Below are 15,896 nucleotides of genomic sequence, written 5' to 3'. Positions count from 1 at the left end.
CCCCTGGTACGCGCTCTGCCCCTCCACGCCTTCGGGACGCGGCTCGCGCACGAGGCCGTGGCGCAGGAGCACGTTGCCGTCCGGGCAACGCACGTCCTGGCCCAGGCACCACATGGCCACGTCGAACAGACGGTCGCCGTCGCGGCGAACGTCGCAGGGAAGAACAGCGGCAACAGGGACGGCATGCGGCTGGGACATGGGGCGCCTCGAAAGGTGGAGCGGGGACTAGCTGCTGGCCTTCTTCGTCGTGGGACCCACGCGCGCGGCCACCTCACCGAAGAGCGCCTTCGCGTCCACGGGGGTGCCGCCGTTCTTGGTGAGCAGCGCGTTGATGGCGCGCACCACCTTGGAGCGCACGCGCGGGGACACCGGACGGTCCTCGCGCGCGGCGGCAAGCTGCTGCTCGCTCAGGCCCCGGCCACTGCGCGGCTTGCCCAACCCCAGCTCCGCGTAGGGCTTCTGCTGCCCCTCCTTCTCGCGGCGGCGCGCGGACCGCTTGCGCTTGAGGACGCGGTCCTCCGAAGACTGGGACTCGAGCTGGCGGGAGCGGCGCAGCAGCACCGCGGGGGAGATCTTCTTGTCGTCGAGGAACTGCTGAAAGGTACCCATGTCTGGCTCCTGTGGGGACTCAAGGGGGAACGGCGGTTACTCGTGGTCGTGGTCGTGCTCGCCCGACTCCTCGATGACGAGCGACACGGAGGACAGCGTCGAAGGGCCGAAGGTGAGCGTGTGCGTGCCCACCGTGAGGGGCACGATGTGGCGGCCCTTGATGTCGGTGCAGAGCGTGGAGCTGGTGGTGCTCTCCTCGAACTCCACCGTCGTGCCGGCGCCGTTGGTGACCTTCACCGGCACATCCGCGCTGGTGAAGAGGACGTAGTCGGTGGCCTCGGAGACGGCGAAGGACACCGCGCCGCCCTTGCCGCCCGTCACGTCCACCAGCGCGATGTCGTAGCGCTTGTGGTCGTTGCTCACGGCGGGGCCCGTGCCGGAGGTGGCCGCGGTGACGCTGACGGCGGGGCCTTCCTGCAGGTGCTCGCAACCTTCTTCGTCGCCGGTGGACTCTTCGGCGTCGTCGCCGCACGCGGAGACGAGGAGCGAGGCGGACAGCAACACGGCGGACAGCAGCTTGTTCTTCATGGTGTGGAACTCCACGGGGATGGACTGCGGGGACTCCAGGCTCCGCGCGCCCACGGTGCGCCGCCCCGGAAGAGAGGGAACGGCCGCACGCGAAAAACGCGACGGGGCCTGGAAGGGGGCTCAGCGGGACGAAGCGCGCGGAACGGGAGCGGCCGAAGCCCCTCGCGGCGTCACGTCACCGCGAAGGGACGGGAGCGCGCGCGACGAAGGCTCCGGAAGCCCCGGACGCTTCCCGGACCGCGGACACACGCCGGGCGGGAACGACGGGCTTCGTGGGCCGGAATCAGGCGCGCGGAGGCGACGACTTGGGCGCGAGTCTCAACAGCGCGACGGGGGCCGCGTGGAAGCGGAACACCGCCAGCGCCGGATTGGAGCGCGTGGAGACCGCCACCAGCATCGGGGCGGACTCGGCCGGAGGCGGGGCCTCACGGCGAAGGAAGGCATGGTGACAGTGGGCTTCCGCGCTGTGCGGCACGGCCTGCGCCTGGGGCGCCCGGGCCACGCGCACATCGTCGAAGGAGACCTCTTCCTCCGACGGGCCCCCATGCGACGGGGCCTCGCTCACGTGCATCACGTCCCCGTGCTCCAGGCACGTGGTGTGCTGCACCAGCGCGAAGTGGAGGACGCTTCCCACGTACGCCAGCACGCACACGAGCACCCACTGCCACGCCAACAGGCGCGACACGGGGCGGTTCGTGCTGGGGTGGCGTCGGAGGCGGCTCACGTCCACTCAATCTCGAAAAGCAACTGAGTTGTTTTAAGCGACCTCGCCACCCGGGCGCAAGCCAGGAGCGGAAGCGCCATCCCAAGGCCCCCGGGGCGCCGCGCACCTGGGGCGACCTGCCCCCACGCCCGGCCGCTCGCAGGACACGGCGCGCCGGGTGCTGGCCTGGGGAACAGGCCGACGGGTCACGGGTTGTGGACCCACGAGCCCCAGGGGTCGTAGGTTCCGCGCGTGCAAGAGTTCATGGATGTCCTGCGCAGGCAGGCACACTATTTCGGACCGGAGCTGGCGAAGCTGGCCTACGAGCGCGGTCTCGCGGTGACGAAGCCGGATGGCAGCACCCTGCCCATCCCCATCACCGCCACGCCCGTCATCCTCGACGCCGAGGAGATCAAACGCCGCGCGCTGCTGTCCGCGAAGCTGGCCTCCGCCACGCTGAAGATGGCGCGAGCGGTGCTCGCCGGCGAGGACCCGGGCCGGCTGCTCGGCGCGCTGTCCCCGCTGGAGCGCTCCCTGGCCGAGCGCACCTGGGAACAAAGCCGCAGGCTGGCGACGACGCGCGTGGACTACTTCGTCTCCGCGGGCCGTCCCTGGGCGCTGGAGGTCAACGCCACCATCCCGGCCATGCAGGGCTATTCGGACATCGCGGCGCGCTCCTTCATCGAGGTCGTCGCGCGGCACCTGCGCTACCCGGAGAAGGGGCTGGCGGCGCTGCACACGCTCAACGGCAACAACGCGCTGGCGCTCTACCGGGCCCTCTTGGACGGCTACGCGGCCGAGCGCGACGGGGCGATGCCGGACACGGTGGCGCTCCTGTGCCGCAAGAACGACGCGCAGGTGACGGAGCTGCGCTGGCTGTGCGAGCGCTTCCGCGAGTTCGGCGCGGACGCGGACGTCGTGCACCCGGAGGACGTGTCCGGCGAGGACGCCTTCACGGTGCGGGGCAAGAAGTACGACCTGGTCTACCGCCACCTGTTCGTGCGCCGGCTGGAGCAGTCCCCTGCCCCCTGGGTGGAGGACTTCCTGGGCACGGTGCCCGGCAAGAAGGCGGTGTTCCTCAACCCGCCCGCCTCGCAGGTGGAGGTGAAGACGACGTTCGCGCTCCTGTCGCAGGCGCTGACGGAGCCCGCGCTCGCGGACAGCGCGGGCCTCACGCCGGACGAGCTGGAGGCGGTGCGCGCCGCGGTCCCCTGGACGCGCCCCTTCCGCCACGGCCCCGGCACCGGCCCGGACGGCGCGAAGGTGGACGACGTGGTGGCGCGCGTGTCCGAGGAGCCCGCGCGCTTCGTGCTCAAGCGCGCGTGGGACTACGGCGGCAAGGCGGTGTTCCTGGGCCGCTCGGTGGGAACGGTGCCCTACGAGGAGCGCGTCAAGGGCGCCTACGGCGAGTCCCTGACGTGGGCGCAGTTGTGCGTGCGCGCGGCCACGGACACCCAGGGCGGCGGCTTCGTGGTGCAGGAGGTGGTGGACACGCAGCCGGAGGAGCACCTGCTGTGTGGTCAGAACAGCGTGCTGCCCACGTCGTTCTTCGTCGACTACTCGGCCTATGCGTCGGTGGGCCTGACGAAGCAGCCCGCGTGGGGCGGGGTGTGCCGGGGCTCCATGTCGGAGATCGTCAACATCGTGGGCGGAGGGGGCGTGCTGCCCCTCATCACCACGGAAGTCGCGGCGAAGCTTTTGTTGGCCTGGAAGGCCCTTTAAGGCACCGCCCAAGGCTCCGCGTTACAACAGGACACAGCAGCCGGGCAGCCGTCCCGGCACGAAAGGATACGAAAGCACATGGCGTGGGAATCTTCTGGTGGGTGGCAGAGCGGGCGGGCGAGCGAAGTGGACTCGGTGCTGATGCAGGAGTCTCAGCGCGCGTTCATGACGCGCGTCCATGGCTGGATGTTCGCGGGGCTGGCCCTCACGGGCGTCATGGCGGCGGTGACGCTGTCGAGCAACGCGATGCTCCAGGCGGTGGCGCAGTACCGCATGGGCCTCTTGCTGGTGCAGTTCGGCGTGGTGATGGCGCTGTCGTTCCTGGCGCCCCGCATCTCCGGCCCGGTGGCCGCGGCCCTGTTCCTGGGCTATTCCGCACTGACGGGCGTGACGCTGTCGGTGCTCTTCCTCATCTACACGGCGGGCTCCATCGCCCAGGTGTTCTTCATCACCGCGGCGGTCTACGGCACCATGGCCGTCTACGGCACCGTCACGAAGAAGGACCTGAGCGGCTGGCGGACCTTCCTCTACATGGGCCTCGTCGGCATCGTCATCGCGGGCATCGTGAACCTGTTCATGCGCAATGACGCGGTGTCGTTCGTCAGCGCGTGCGCCGGCGTGCTCATCTTCGCGGGCCTCACCGCGTACGACACCCAGAAGCTGCGCGAGTACCACGCGGGCACGGGCTTCCAGAGCAACGCGACGGTGAGCATCGTGGGCGCGCTCACGCTCTACCTGGACTTCATCAACCTGTTCCTGTCGTTGATGCGCCTGCTGGGCAAGCGCCGCTAGTCACCGGCGCCACGACGTCGCGGTACCCCGAGGCGGGGCGCGAGGCGGTTTCCTTCTTCGGAAGGGAATCGCCTTCAGCGCTCCGCCTTCTTGTTGAAGGGCATCAAGAGCCGCTCCACCGGGCGCCCCTGCACCAGGTGCTCCTCCACGATGGTGGGGACGTCCTCCACCTTCACACCGCCGTACCAGGTGCCCTCCGGGTAGACGACCACGGAGACGCCGAACGCGCAGGTGTCCACGCAGCCGGCCGCGTTGGCGCGCATGGTGCGTTTGAGCCCGCGCTTGTCCAGCTCCGCCTTGAAGGCGGCGCGGACCTCCTCCCCGCCCTTGGTGGCGCAACAGCCCTTCGGATTCCCGTCCGGGCGGCGGTTGGTGCAGACGAAGACGTGGCGTTCAAAGGGAGGGGGCATGTCGGCCTCCTAACGCGGCCCGGCGGCGAAATCGACGCCGCCGTTCAGCAACCGACCGTCCCAGGCCCCTCCCCTGCGTCCTTTCCTCGTCCCGGCGGCGGACCGCCCCCAGGCTGGGCGCACGGACTGACAGCAAACATCCGCCAGTGATCACGAGCCCTTGGCCGGGTGCCCTCCGCCTGCGACCCGGGTTTGTAGTGTCATGACACTACATTGCCTGCGAAGCATCCATTGCCACCGTCATGGTGGGGCCTTAGATCAGCCCTGTATCAAGCCCACACCCCCTGCGCAGGTGAGCAGCGCCCCGGGTGTTCGCAGACAGACTCACCCCCAAGATGAAGTGTGTAAGCAGACTTCAAATGCTAGATGTAGGGGCAGCAGGTGATGTTTGACGGACCCCGTGAGCGATCATATGGATCCGCCCGCCCGGCGGGAGGGCAGTCAGGCCCGGGCCCGGATTCCAGCTCCAAGTCCGCTGGAACCTGCCTCCTTGCTCCATCCAGACGTCGCTCCTTTCTGTCCTTCGGAGATCAACCGATCTCCTGGGATCTCGCGGCGTTGGCGATTTTGCGAATTTTGCATCCGTACTCTCAGTGCATATGGAGGTGGGCGTCATGGAGAAGGACCTGGGCGGCAAGTCGGTGGTCGGGGGCAAGGAGCGTCGCGGGGCGCGGGTGAAGGGGAAGGCGGCGACGGCGACGACGACGACGGGGCTGACCGTGGAGCGCTTCTTCACGACGCCCGGGGTGGACCCCGCGGACGAGCTGGCGTGGGAGTACCGCAGCGCGAGCATCAAGGGCGAGGACGGCAAGGTCGTCTTCGACCAGAAGGACATCGAGGTCCCCAAGTCCTGGTCGATGCTGGCGACGAACGTCGTGGCGTCGAAGTACTTCCGGGGCACGCCCGGCACGCCGGAGCGTGAGACGAGCGTGCGCAAGCTGGTGGCGCGCGTGGTGGACACCCTCACCCGCTGGGGCGCGGAGGGAAACTACTTCGCGTCGGCGGTGGACCGCGAGGCGTTCCACGCGGAGCTGACGCACCTGCTCCTGCGCCAGAAGGCGGCCTTCAATTCTCCCGTCTGGTTCAACGTGGGCGTGGAGGAGCACCCGCAGTGCTCGGCGTGCTTCATCAACAGCGTGGACGACAACATGGAGTCCATCCTGGGGCTGGCCCGCACGGAAGGGATGCTCTTCAAGTACGGCAGCGGCACGGGCACCAACCTGTCCACCGTGCGCGGCAGCAAGGAGCTGCTCGCGGGTGGCGGTACTGCATCCGGCCCGGTGTCGTTCATGCGCGGCTTCGACGCGTTCGCGGGCGTCATCAAGAGCGGTGGCAAGACGCGGCGCGCGGCGAAGATGGTCATCCTCAACGCCGAGCACCCGGACATCCTGGAGTTCATCCGCTGCAAGTCGAACGAGGAGAAGAAGGCCTGGGCGCTGATTGAGGCGGGGTACGACCCGTCCTTCAACGGCGAAGCGTACGGGTCGGTCTACTTCCAGAACTCGAACAACTCCGTGCGCGTCACGGACGACTTCATGAAGGCCGTGGTGAACGACGGCCCGTGGCAGACGCGCGCGGTGCGCGACGGCCAGGTGATGGAGACGTACAAGGCGCGGGAGCTGTTCCGGGAGATCGCGGAGGCGGCGCACCTGTGCGGGGATCCGGGCCTCCAGTACGACACCACGGTGAACGCGTGGCACACGTGCTCCGGCACGGCGCGCATCAACGCGTCCAACCCCTGCTCCGAGTACATGTTCCTGGATGACTCGGCCTGCAACCTGGCGTCGCTGAACCTGATGCACTTCCGCACGCTGGAGGGCGGCTTCGACGTGACCGCGTTCAAGCACGCGGTGTCGGTGGTGCTGCTGGCGCAGGAGATCATCGTCGGCTTCAGCCGCTACCCCACCGAGCGCATCACCCAGAACAGCCACGACTACCGTCCGCTGGGCCTGGGGTACGCGAACCTGGGCGCGCTGCTGATGGCGACGGGCCTGCCCTACGACTCACCGGCGGGCCGCAACTACGCGGCGGCCATCACGTCCCTGATGTGCGGCGAGGCCTACGCCACGAGCGCGCGCATCGCCCAGAAGCAGGGCGCGTTCAAGGGCTACGGCAACAACGCGGAGCCGATGCTGGGCGTCATCCGCAAGCACCGCAAGGCGGCCTACCAGCTCCAGGCGGAAGGCGTGAGCGCGGAGCTGTTCCAGGCGCAGAAGCAGGCGTGGGACGACGCGCTGGCGCGCGGCACGGAGCACGGCTACCGCAACAGCCAGGTGACGGTGCTGGCCCCCACGGGCACCATCGGCTTCATGATGGACTGCGACACCACCGGCATCGAGCCGGACATCGCGCTCATCAAGTACAAGAAGCTGGTGGGCGGCGGCATGCTGAAGATCGTCAACCAGACGGTGCCGCTGGCGCTGGAGAAGCTGGGATATCCGCAGACGCAGGCGCAGGACATCATCGCGTACCTGGACAAGCACGACACCATCGAGGGCGCGCCGCACCTCAAGTCGGAGCACCTGCCGGTGTTCGACTGCGCGTTCAAGCCGTCCAAGGGCCAGCGCAGCATCCACTGGATGGGCCACATCGAGATGATGGCGGCGGCGCAGCCGTTCCTCTCCGGCGCCATCAGCAAGACCGTCAACATGCCCACCGACTCCACGGTGGAGGACATCGAGAAGGCCTACCTGGAGGCGTGGAAGAGCGGCCTGAAGGCCGTCGCCGTGTACCGCGACGGGTGCAAGCGCACGCAGCCGCTCAACACCTCGCAGGACAAGCCCAAGGACGCGCCCCGCGTGGTGGCGGAGGCCGTGCCGGTGGTGACGCCCGAGCCGAAGGCGCGCCGCCGCCGGCTGCCGGACGAGCGTCAGTCCATCACGCACAAGTTCTCCATCGGCGGCCACGAGGGCTACCTGACGGTGGGCATGTACGAGGACGGCACGCCGGGCGAGCTGTTCGTGGTGATGGCGAAGGAGGGCTCGGTGGTGAGCGGCCTGATGGACGGCTTCGCCACCAGCGTGTCGCTGGCGCTCCAGTACGGCGTGCCCATGCAGGTGCTGGCGGACAAGTTCTGCCACACCCGCTACGAGCCGAGCGGCTTCACCGGCAACCCGAACATCCCCATCGCCAAGTCCATCACCGACTACATCTTCCGGTGGCTGTCGTTGAAGTTCCTGCCCACCGCGCCGTGCGGTGACGACGCGGAGGTGACGCCGGTGGAAGAGGCCCGTCCGGCGCCGGTGGTGAAGGCCGAGGTGCCCGCGCAGACGCTGCAGTTGTCCGCGGTGAGCCACTCGCGCAGCACGTACCTGAACCAGGCGGACGCCCCGCCCTGCCACACCTGCGGCGCCATCACCGTGCGCAGCGGCGCCTGCTACAAGTGCGCGAACTGCGGCACGACGAGCGGCTGCAGCTAGGTCGCCAGAGCGGCGGTGCCCCTCCTGCCGTGGGGGGCGCCGCCGGGCCTTACTTCGCGGTGACGGCGCCCAGGATGAAGCGGGGCAGCAGCTCCTCCCGGAACTTCCTCCAGAGCGCCGCGTGGTTGTAGTTGCCCGCGGTGAAGAGGACGGTGAGTTCCAGCTCGGGAATGACCATCACCAGCTGCCCGCCGTTGCCGCTCGCTTCGTATTCGGAATAGACGCGGTCGCCGACGCGCAGTTCATGCCGCCACCACGTGTAGCCGTACGTCGAACCCTGGGCCAGGGTCGCGTGGTTCGCGATGGAGCGCTCCACCCAGCGCTGACTGACGACGCGGCGTCCGTTCCAGGTGCCCCCGGACAGGTAGAGCTGCCCCAGCTTCAAGGCGTCGCGTGGCCGCATGTAGATGCCCCCGCCCAGGTACTGCTCGCCCGACGGCATCAGGTCCACGTGGTAGTCGCGCATCTGGAGGGGCGCGGCCAGGTTGCGCTCGAAGAACTCCGGGATCCACGTGCGCGTGGTGTTGCGCAGGACGCCGCCCAGCAGGTTGATGTTCGCTGAGCAGTACACGCCCTTCTCTCCTGGCTTGCCCACCATCGGCAGGTCGAGTGTGTACTTGTACCAATCCGGGACATCGTCCTGGAGGCGCTCCTCGTTGCCCGGTGAGGCCTCGTCCTCGTCGTCACACGCGAGCCCCGTCGACATCGTCAGCAGGTGCGCCACCGTGAGCGCGCGTTTGCGCTCGTCCAGGTGCGCGAGCTTGCCGCCGTACTCCGGGAACAGGGAGACCACGGGCGTGTCCACCGTGAAGGCCGCGCCCTGGTCCAGCGCAAGGCCAATCAACACCGACGCATACGTCTTCGCCGCGGAGCGCAGGTCATGCGGTCGCTCCTTGTCGAAGCCGTGGAAGTACTCCTCGACCACGAGCTTTCCGTGGCGCGCGATGAGGAGCCCCTGGATGGCAGGCGCCGGTGCGGGCCCTGGTTCCTGATCGAGGATCTGTTGCACGAGCTGGCGGATGGGTCGTGGCTCCATGCCGACATCGGTGAGCGAGGCCGTCGTCCACCCATCGTCCTCCGCGACGGGAGCGCGGTACACGTACGGGCCCGGTGCCGGCGTGCGTGGGTACAGGCCCACGGCCTGATTGCGATCCCTTCGCGTGAGGTCGAAGGTGGTGTCCAGCGGCGGGTAGACGAGGGACAGGCGCTCGGTTCGCGCGTCGTAGGTGGCCTCGAAAGTCGTGCCCCCGGCGGTGTCGACGAATCGGACGCCCGTGCCCTGGAGGCTGACGCGGTACATGCGTCGGTTGCCGAAGTTCCGTTCGGGGTTGCGGAAGAAGGCTCCGAGGGTGCCATCCGGTTGCTTCTGGACCACCAGGTACAGCGAGAACCGGTCCTCCAGCGGGGCCACCGTTCCGCGCCAGTGGCCCGCCTGGAGGGAGCGCAGCTCCACCGGGGTGGCGAACCGCATCCCGCTCATCAGGACGCGGGGCTGGATCCAATGCCCGCGGATGCGGCTTCCGTCCTCCACCACCGCGCCCCGCAGCTCGCCCTGGCCTCCGGGAAGCACGAGGGAGACCTTCGCGCCGTCCACCTTCACGGGCACGTCGAAGCCCGCGATGCGCGCGCGCCACGCGCCATCACCGCGCACCACGGTCAGCTCTCCACGGACTTCTGGCCCCAGGCGCCGCTCACTGCCCCAGACGCCGACGAGTCGCGCCTCGGGGGCTTGAGGTGCGGGCGTCGCGCCCAGGAGCGCGGGCACCAGCAGCAGGATGCGCCAGGCGGTCCTTGAAGGGACCGCGTGCCCTCCGCGAAGGAAGTTCATGGCGCGGGATGTTGCCAGGGCCACGCAGCCGCGGCTCGGGACATCGGCGTGAAGCGGCCAGGGGTTTCAGCAAGAAGGGCCCCGGTGCCGATGCGCCGGGGCCCTTCGTGACTTCAGCGGGAGCTGACGGTCACGGGAAGCGATGCAGGCGGGTGCAGATCTCCACGGCCCGGTCGGCGATGCGGCCCAGTTCCTCCAGCGTGTCCAGTTCCACGGGCGCGGGCCCGTTTTCAGCGACGAAGAACGCCACGGGCTGACCGCGCGCGTGCAGGGGGAAGACGAGCAGGTGCGATTCGGACTCGCACAGCGCGGAGAAGATGGCCTCGTCCTGGGGGCCCTGCGGCGCGTTGAAGACGCTGGGGCTGGGGCCCTTCAACGCGGACGCGAGGAGGGACGGCGCGTCCAGGTCCACCTTGAGCGCGGAGACCTCCGGACGTTCGCTGCCCGGGCCCCAGGCGCGGCCCACGCGCGCGAGTCCGAAGCTGTCACCCAGGAGGAAGGCCCGGCGGAAGCGGCCCGCGCTGTAGGCGAGCAGCACCTTGCCGACCATGCCCTGCGAGTCCGCGGTGTCCAGCGCGGAGAGGACTTGATCCGCCGTGATGGTGGGACCGTTTGGAGGCGTGTCGGTGGACGCGCTGGCGGCGGCGAGCAGGGCCTGCACGGTGTCGGGTTGTTCGGAGGCCTGGGGCTGCCAGGGGTGCTGCATGAACTCCCATGCGGAGGCCAGGGCCACGCCCCCTTCGTTCGCGGCCGGGGTGGACGTGGCGGGACCGTCCAGGTCGACGACCCGGTCCGCCCAGGTGGTGTCCGCGGTGTGACCGACGGGGCCCTCCCCTTCCCCGCCCTGCCAGCCCACGAACTCCCAGGTGGAGGCGAGCTGCATGGGCTCTTCGGAGGACGCGGGAAGATCGTCGAGGGCGATGGGCGTCCGCTCGCGGGCCGGTGCCGGCACGGGGACGACCAGGCGCGGCTTCGGTGGGGCCGTATCCTCGGGGATGGCGGCGGCCTCGTGGACATCCGCGACGCTGGCGGCTGGCTCCGAGGGCTGCGCGGGAGCTTCAGGCTCCGCCGCCGTCAGAGCGGGCGAATGGGAGGCAGGCTCGGGCTCCGCCGCCGTGACAGCAGGCGACTCGGCGGCGAACTCGGGCTCCACGGGCACGGGGGCTACGGCGAGGACGGGCGCCACTGGCACGGGGGCCACGGCGAGGACGGGCTCGGCTGCCGGAGGCGTTTCGGCGTCGGAGACCAGGGCGACGTCGAACTCCTGGGGGAGTTCGGTTCGCGGCTCCTCGGAGGGAGCAGCGGGCTCGGCGGCGAGCACGGGCTCGGGGGATACCTCGGCGGTCTTCGGCGCGGCGGCGACCTGCCAGGGCTCGGCGGCCTCCGTGACCGACGCGGTGGGAGACGTGGGGACCTCGGGCGACAGCGGCGACTCCCCCGCGAGACTGAACTCGAGCGAATCGGCGTCGACATCCTGCGCAGCCGGCGCGGCCACGACAGGGAGCGCCGGGACTTCAATCGAAGACACCACGGCTTCGGCCGTAGCCGACGTGTCGGAATGGACAGACACCGGCAGATCATCCGTCGCGAGCCGGGGGTCGAACTGCGCCAACTGCTCCTTTTCGGAGGAGGTCGGGGGCGTAGAGAAGACAGACGCCTCGGCAACGAAGGGCACCGGCTTCGCGGGTTCGACGGCAACGGGTGCGGGAGCCAACTCCACTTCGCGCGACTCAGGCGGCGAGGCGGGCGGCGCCTCCGGAAGGTCCTCGAACTCCATCGCTTCCAGCACGCCATCGTGGCTGGCCGAAGGGGTGGCGAGTTGGGGTTCGGGGTGGTGCGGTGCCTGGGCAGGGCTGGCGGGAAGCGGGTTCGGGCTCGCCTCCAGAGAGGACGCGCTGCTGGCCTCGGGCTCCTCCGTGAACAGGTCCCAGCCCGGTTCCGCAACATCGGGCGACGGGGCCTCGTGCGGCTCGGACGCCATGACATCCACGTCCTCGAGGATGTCCGAGTCGAGGGAGTCGCTGGAGAGGACGGCGACAGGTTCGGGCTCCGGCGGAATCGGAGCGGCCGTCAGCGTCGGAGAGGATTCGGGCTCGGCGTCGAACGACTCGGGGATCAAGACATCGTCGTCATCTTCGACAAGCTCAGCCTCCAGCACCAGCTCGGACAAAGGAGGGGGCGGGGCCTTGGCAACAACGTTCGGTGCGGCTCCCGGAGGTGCCTCAATGGCAGCCTTCGCGGAGGGTGGCGGCGCCCCCGCGCCGGCGTCCGGAGTGCCGGACACGCTGGGATTCGCCGCCCCCGAAACTCCAGGAGGCGCAACCGGAGCGCTCTCGAAAGACCAGCCATCCGCGATGTCTGACAATGCATCGGAACCCGGGTCCGCCAACCCACCTTGAGCGACGGCGCCCCCAGGAGCGGCACTCGTCAGGCCCCCAACGGGCGAGCCTGAAAGGGTATTCGCCGCATGCGGAGCAACGGCGGCCGGAGCTCCCGCGAGGGGATTCGCCCCGCCGTGAGCGGCCACATTCGGCAACGCGCCAGCAGGAGTTCCCGCGAGAGCCTTCGCTCCACCCGGAACAGCGGCCTGGGGCAAGGCACCCGGAGGCATCCCCGGGACGACATTCGGCCCACCCGCTTGAGCAGCGGCAGACACCCCACCGGGAGGAGGAACAGCACCAGGACGCGGCGGCGCGACGGCGACCGGCCCACCGGCATTTCCAGCGGAGGCCACCGACGGCACAGCCCCCGAAGGAGGCCCCTGTCGCGGAGGCGCTCCCGGAGGCGGCGGACCCATCGGCCTGCCCTGCGCGCCCCCCGGAGGTACGGCCCCCGGAGGTCCCACCGGCCGTGCGGCACCCGGAGCCCCAGCGACCGGAACTCCCGTGACGGACGGACGCCGCCCAGGCCCCGGAGGAACAGGCCCCGCGCCAGGAGCAGCCGCCATCGCGGGAGGCGGAGCCCCCGGAGGAGGCCGAGGCGCCATTCCAGGAGGCATGCCCCCAGGGCCCGGCGGCGGTCCCGCCCGCACCATCCCCGGAGGCAGTGGAGCCCCCGGCGGCCCTGCCGGACGCGGAGGCATCGGTGCCCCCGGAGGCACACCCGGAGGCGCCGCGCGCATCCCCGGGGGCGGAGTCTTCCCCACGGCGGGAATGCCCCCCGCCGACGAAGGTCGGGCCCCCGCGGCGACGGGCCCAGGAGCCCCCCGCGCGACCATCCCAGGCGGAGGCATCCCCGGCGCACCCGCGACACGCGGATCCACCGGCGCGCCCGGAGGAGGCGCCGCACGCACGGGCACGCCCCCAGGCCCCGGAGGAGCCGCCACACCCGGCCCCGCGACCACCGGCGGCCCACCCTGCCGCGCCACCATGCCCGGGGGCTGCGCCGACACGACCGGAGGCGGAGCCACCACCGGAGGACGCGCGGGCCCCAGGGTGGGCACCCCACCCGGACGGAAGCTCTCGCCCCCCGGCGCAGCGCGCACGGGCTCCCCCATCACGATCTGCGGAAGCTCTTCCTCCTCGGGGCTCTCGAAGGGGAGCATGGGCGCGCTGGCTGCGGCCGGCGCCGCGTCCTCCGCCTCCGAGTCATCGCTGAGGAACTGTCCCGGCGCGAGCCCCCCGAACATCGCGGGCAGCTGCGGTTCCGGCCGCACGGGCGCGGGAGGGGCGGGAGCCGGCATCGGAGGCAGGGGCACGGTGGCCACGGAGACAGAGCGACGGATGGGCACGGGCGCGGGCGCCGGCAGGGCCTTCGTCGGACGGTCGATGCCGTAGTGGCGCGCCTGGTAGTGGAACAGCCGCAGCTCCGGCGTGACGTACGGCACGATGCGCATCCCGGTGATGAACCCGAGCGCATCCGTCGTCTGGAGCTCCAGCGGGTTCGCCATGGCGACCTTCAGCCGCCGGCCCTCCACCGCGAGCGGGAACGCCTGATGCTTCTCCGCCTGGTCCGCCGTCAGCAGCTTGAGCGTGGCCTCGGTGACGGCGTCGAAGTCCGCCTCCATCGCGACGGGGAAGTGGGTGAGCTCCCCCAGCACCATGCCCACCGTCTCGATGTCGAGAAACCCCAGCTCCACCAGCCGGGTGCCCAGACGGCCCCCGTGGACGAGCTGGACGCCCAATCCCTGGTCGAGCTGCGCCTGCGTCAGGAGGCCCTTGCGGACCAGCGTAATTCCAAGCTTGTCGGCCATGTGCCGACGGATTCTAGACGGCTTCGCGGCACGTGAAGAGGGTGCGCAAGAATACGACTTCCGCGCCTTCCCTGCCCGCCTGCTTGGACTGGCGGCCCCAGGCTCCGGAGCCCCGGGCCGTCAGTACGCGTTCTTCGACAGGAAGCCGCCCAGCGCGGTGCGCAGGAGGATCTTCAGGTCCATCAGCAGCGACCAGTTCTCGATGTAGTACAGGTCGTACTCGATGCGCTTCTGGATGGACGTCTGGCCGCGCAGGCCGTTGATCTGCGCCCAGCCGGTGATGCCCGCCTTCACCTTGTGGCGCAGGTGGTAGCGCGGAATCTGGCGCTTGAACTCCTCGATGAAGACGGGGCGCTCCGGCCGGGGCCCCACGAGGCTCATGTCGCCGCGCAGGACGTTGAAGAACTGGGGCAGCTCATCCAGCGAGTACTTGCGCAGGAACGTGCCCACCGGCGTGCGCCGGGCATCCACCGCGCTGGCCATGGTGGCGCCCTGCACCTCCGCGTCCACGCGCATGGTGCGGAACTTGAGGATGGGGAAGGTCCTGCCGTCCATGCCCATGCGCTCCTGGCGGTACAGGATGGGCCCCCGGCTCGTCGCCCACACCACCAGCGCCGTCGCCGCCATCACGGGCGCGCTCACCAGGATGGCCAGCAGCGAGAACAGCACGTCGAACACGCGCTTGGCCACGCGGCTCCAGCCGTCCATGGGGTCGCCCTGGAGGCTGATGATGGGCAGGCCGCCGAACTCCTCCAGGCCGCCGTACAGGGTGATGTACTGGAACAGGTCCGGGACCACCTTGACGTCCACGGTGCGCAGCGCCAGTTGCTCCATCAGCGGCTTCACCTGCGCCTGGTCCTCCAGCGGCATGGCGATGATGACCTGATCCACCGGGTGCGCATCCAGGTACGCCTCCACGTTGCGCACGTGGTCCACCACGCGCACGCCGCCCACCCACTGGCCGACCTTCTCCTCCTTCAGCGACAGCACGCCCACCACGCGGAAGCCCAGCTCGCGGTGGCTCTCCACCGTCTCGATGGTGCGCAGGCCCAGCTCCCCCGCGCCGATGACGAGGATGGACTTGAGGTTGTAGCCGCGCCGGCGCACCTCGCTGAGCACATGCCGGAAGGCCAGCCGCGACAGCGCGATGAGCGTGAAGGCGTAAACGACGAAGATGGCGATGGTGAGTCGCGAATAGCGCTCGCGGATGAAGTACGTCACCGCCACCAGGACGAGCGTCGCGGTGATGGTCGCCTTGAAGAGCTCGAACAGCTCCCCCATGTGCGTGCGCGAGCGGTTGGTCGCGTACAGCCGGGCCTGCCGGAACGTCACCGGGAAGATGACCAGCACCATCACCAGCGAGACGAACGTCTCGCCTGGCGGAGGGATGCCCTCGGTGATGGGCATGACGCCGCTGAAGCGGGTGAAGTACGCGAGCACGAACGCCACCGCGAGCATCCCCGCATCGGCGGCGACCTTGATGGACGTGTAGAAGCGCTGCAGGCGACCGAACACCGCGGTGACTCCTGTCGGAAGGACGGGGGGGAACCGCCGCTTCCATTGCAAGACGCGCACCCTGGACCCCAGGCACCGTCACCTGCCCGACACCGGCCCCCCGGGCGGCGTCCTAGCACGGGTTTTTCCGTAAAACCAAGGGGTTGCCCCGGAGGGCACCCAACACTCCGGGTGGGAG

Annotated in this window: 10 protein-coding genes and 1 pseudogene; 3 read left to right on the top strand and 8 right to left on the bottom strand. The window is 70.0% G+C overall.

The features are described from left to right. The 4 genes and pseudogenes from D7Y13_RS25190 to D7Y13_RS25175 form a co-directional block, all read right to left on the bottom strand. Positions 1–198, bottom strand: a pseudogene (locus D7Y13_RS25190) (hypothetical protein); the annotation flags it as partial. Positions 199–225: 27 nt separating this feature from the next. Beyond that, the gene (locus D7Y13_RS25185) at positions 226–609 is read right to left on the bottom strand and encodes a hypothetical protein (RefSeq protein ID WP_120584548.1); all 384 of its coding nucleotides are present in this window, start codon (positions 607–609) and stop codon (positions 226–228) included. A 36-nt stretch (positions 610–645) separates the two neighbouring features. Continuing rightward, complete coding sequence (locus D7Y13_RS25180) at positions 646–1,137, bottom strand: hypothetical protein (RefSeq protein ID WP_120536701.1); 492 nt, start codon at positions 1,135–1,137, stop codon at positions 646–648. Positions 1,138–1,420: 283 nt separating this feature from the next. After that, entirely contained in the window at positions 1,421–1,861 is a 441-nt protein-coding gene (locus D7Y13_RS25175; protein ID WP_120584554.1) for a hypothetical protein, read from the bottom strand. A gap of 231 nt (positions 1,862–2,092) precedes the next feature. Between D7Y13_RS25175 and D7Y13_RS25170 the strand changes: the two genes are divergently transcribed. Both D7Y13_RS25170 and D7Y13_RS25165 read left to right on the top strand, forming a co-directional pair. Then, a complete protein-coding gene (locus D7Y13_RS25170; RefSeq protein WP_120584549.1) occupies positions 2,093–3,562 on the top strand; it encodes a hypothetical protein in 1,470 nt (489 codons plus the stop codon). Between the two features lie 78 nt (positions 3,563–3,640). Beyond that, positions 3,641–4,354 (top strand): Bax inhibitor-1/YccA family protein, encoded by a 714-nt coding sequence (locus D7Y13_RS25165; protein ID WP_120536698.1) that lies wholly within the window; start codon positions 3,641–3,643, stop codon positions 4,352–4,354. Positions 4,355–4,428: 74 nt separating this feature from the next. Here the strand turns inward: D7Y13_RS25165 and D7Y13_RS25160 are convergent, their stop codons facing one another. Next, entirely contained in the window at positions 4,429–4,764 is a 336-nt protein-coding gene (locus tag D7Y13_RS25160) for a (2Fe-2S) ferredoxin domain-containing protein (RefSeq protein WP_120536699.1), read from the bottom strand. 614 nt (positions 4,765–5,378) lie between these two features. On the opposite strand from D7Y13_RS25160, the gene D7Y13_RS25155 reads away from it, so the two are divergent. Further along, positions 5,379–8,183: a vitamin B12-dependent ribonucleotide reductase gene (locus tag D7Y13_RS25155; protein WP_120584555.1), complete on the top strand. Its 2,805-nt coding sequence runs from the start codon at positions 5,379–5,381 to the stop codon at positions 8,181–8,183. A 49-nt stretch (positions 8,184–8,232) separates the two neighbouring features. Here D7Y13_RS25155 and D7Y13_RS25150 read toward each other — a convergent pair whose 3' ends face one another. From D7Y13_RS25150 to D7Y13_RS25140, 3 genes are all read right to left on the bottom strand, one after another. Continuing rightward, entirely contained in the window at positions 8,233–10,011 is a 1,779-nt protein-coding gene (locus D7Y13_RS25150; RefSeq protein ID WP_120584550.1) for a serine hydrolase domain-containing protein, read from the bottom strand. 130 nt (positions 10,012–10,141) lie between these two features. Continuing rightward, a complete protein-coding gene (locus tag D7Y13_RS25145) occupies positions 10,142–14,203 on the bottom strand; it encodes a GspE/PulE/PilB domain-containing protein (protein WP_120584551.1) in 4,062 nt (1,353 codons plus the stop codon). Between the two features lie 120 nt (positions 14,204–14,323). Next, on the bottom strand, positions 14,324–15,718 hold the full coding sequence (locus D7Y13_RS25140; RefSeq protein ID WP_120584552.1) for an undecaprenyl-phosphate glucose phosphotransferase: 1,395 nt from the start codon (positions 15,716–15,718) through the stop codon (positions 14,324–14,326). Positions 15,719–15,896 lie beyond the last annotated feature (178 nt).

Source organism: Corallococcus praedator (assembly GCF_003612125.1).
GTDB lineage: Bacteria > Myxococcota > Myxococcia > Myxococcales > Myxococcaceae > Corallococcus > Corallococcus praedator.
Note: the sequence above shows the minus strand (reverse complement) of the source record. Positions and strands in the feature narration are given on the sequence as shown.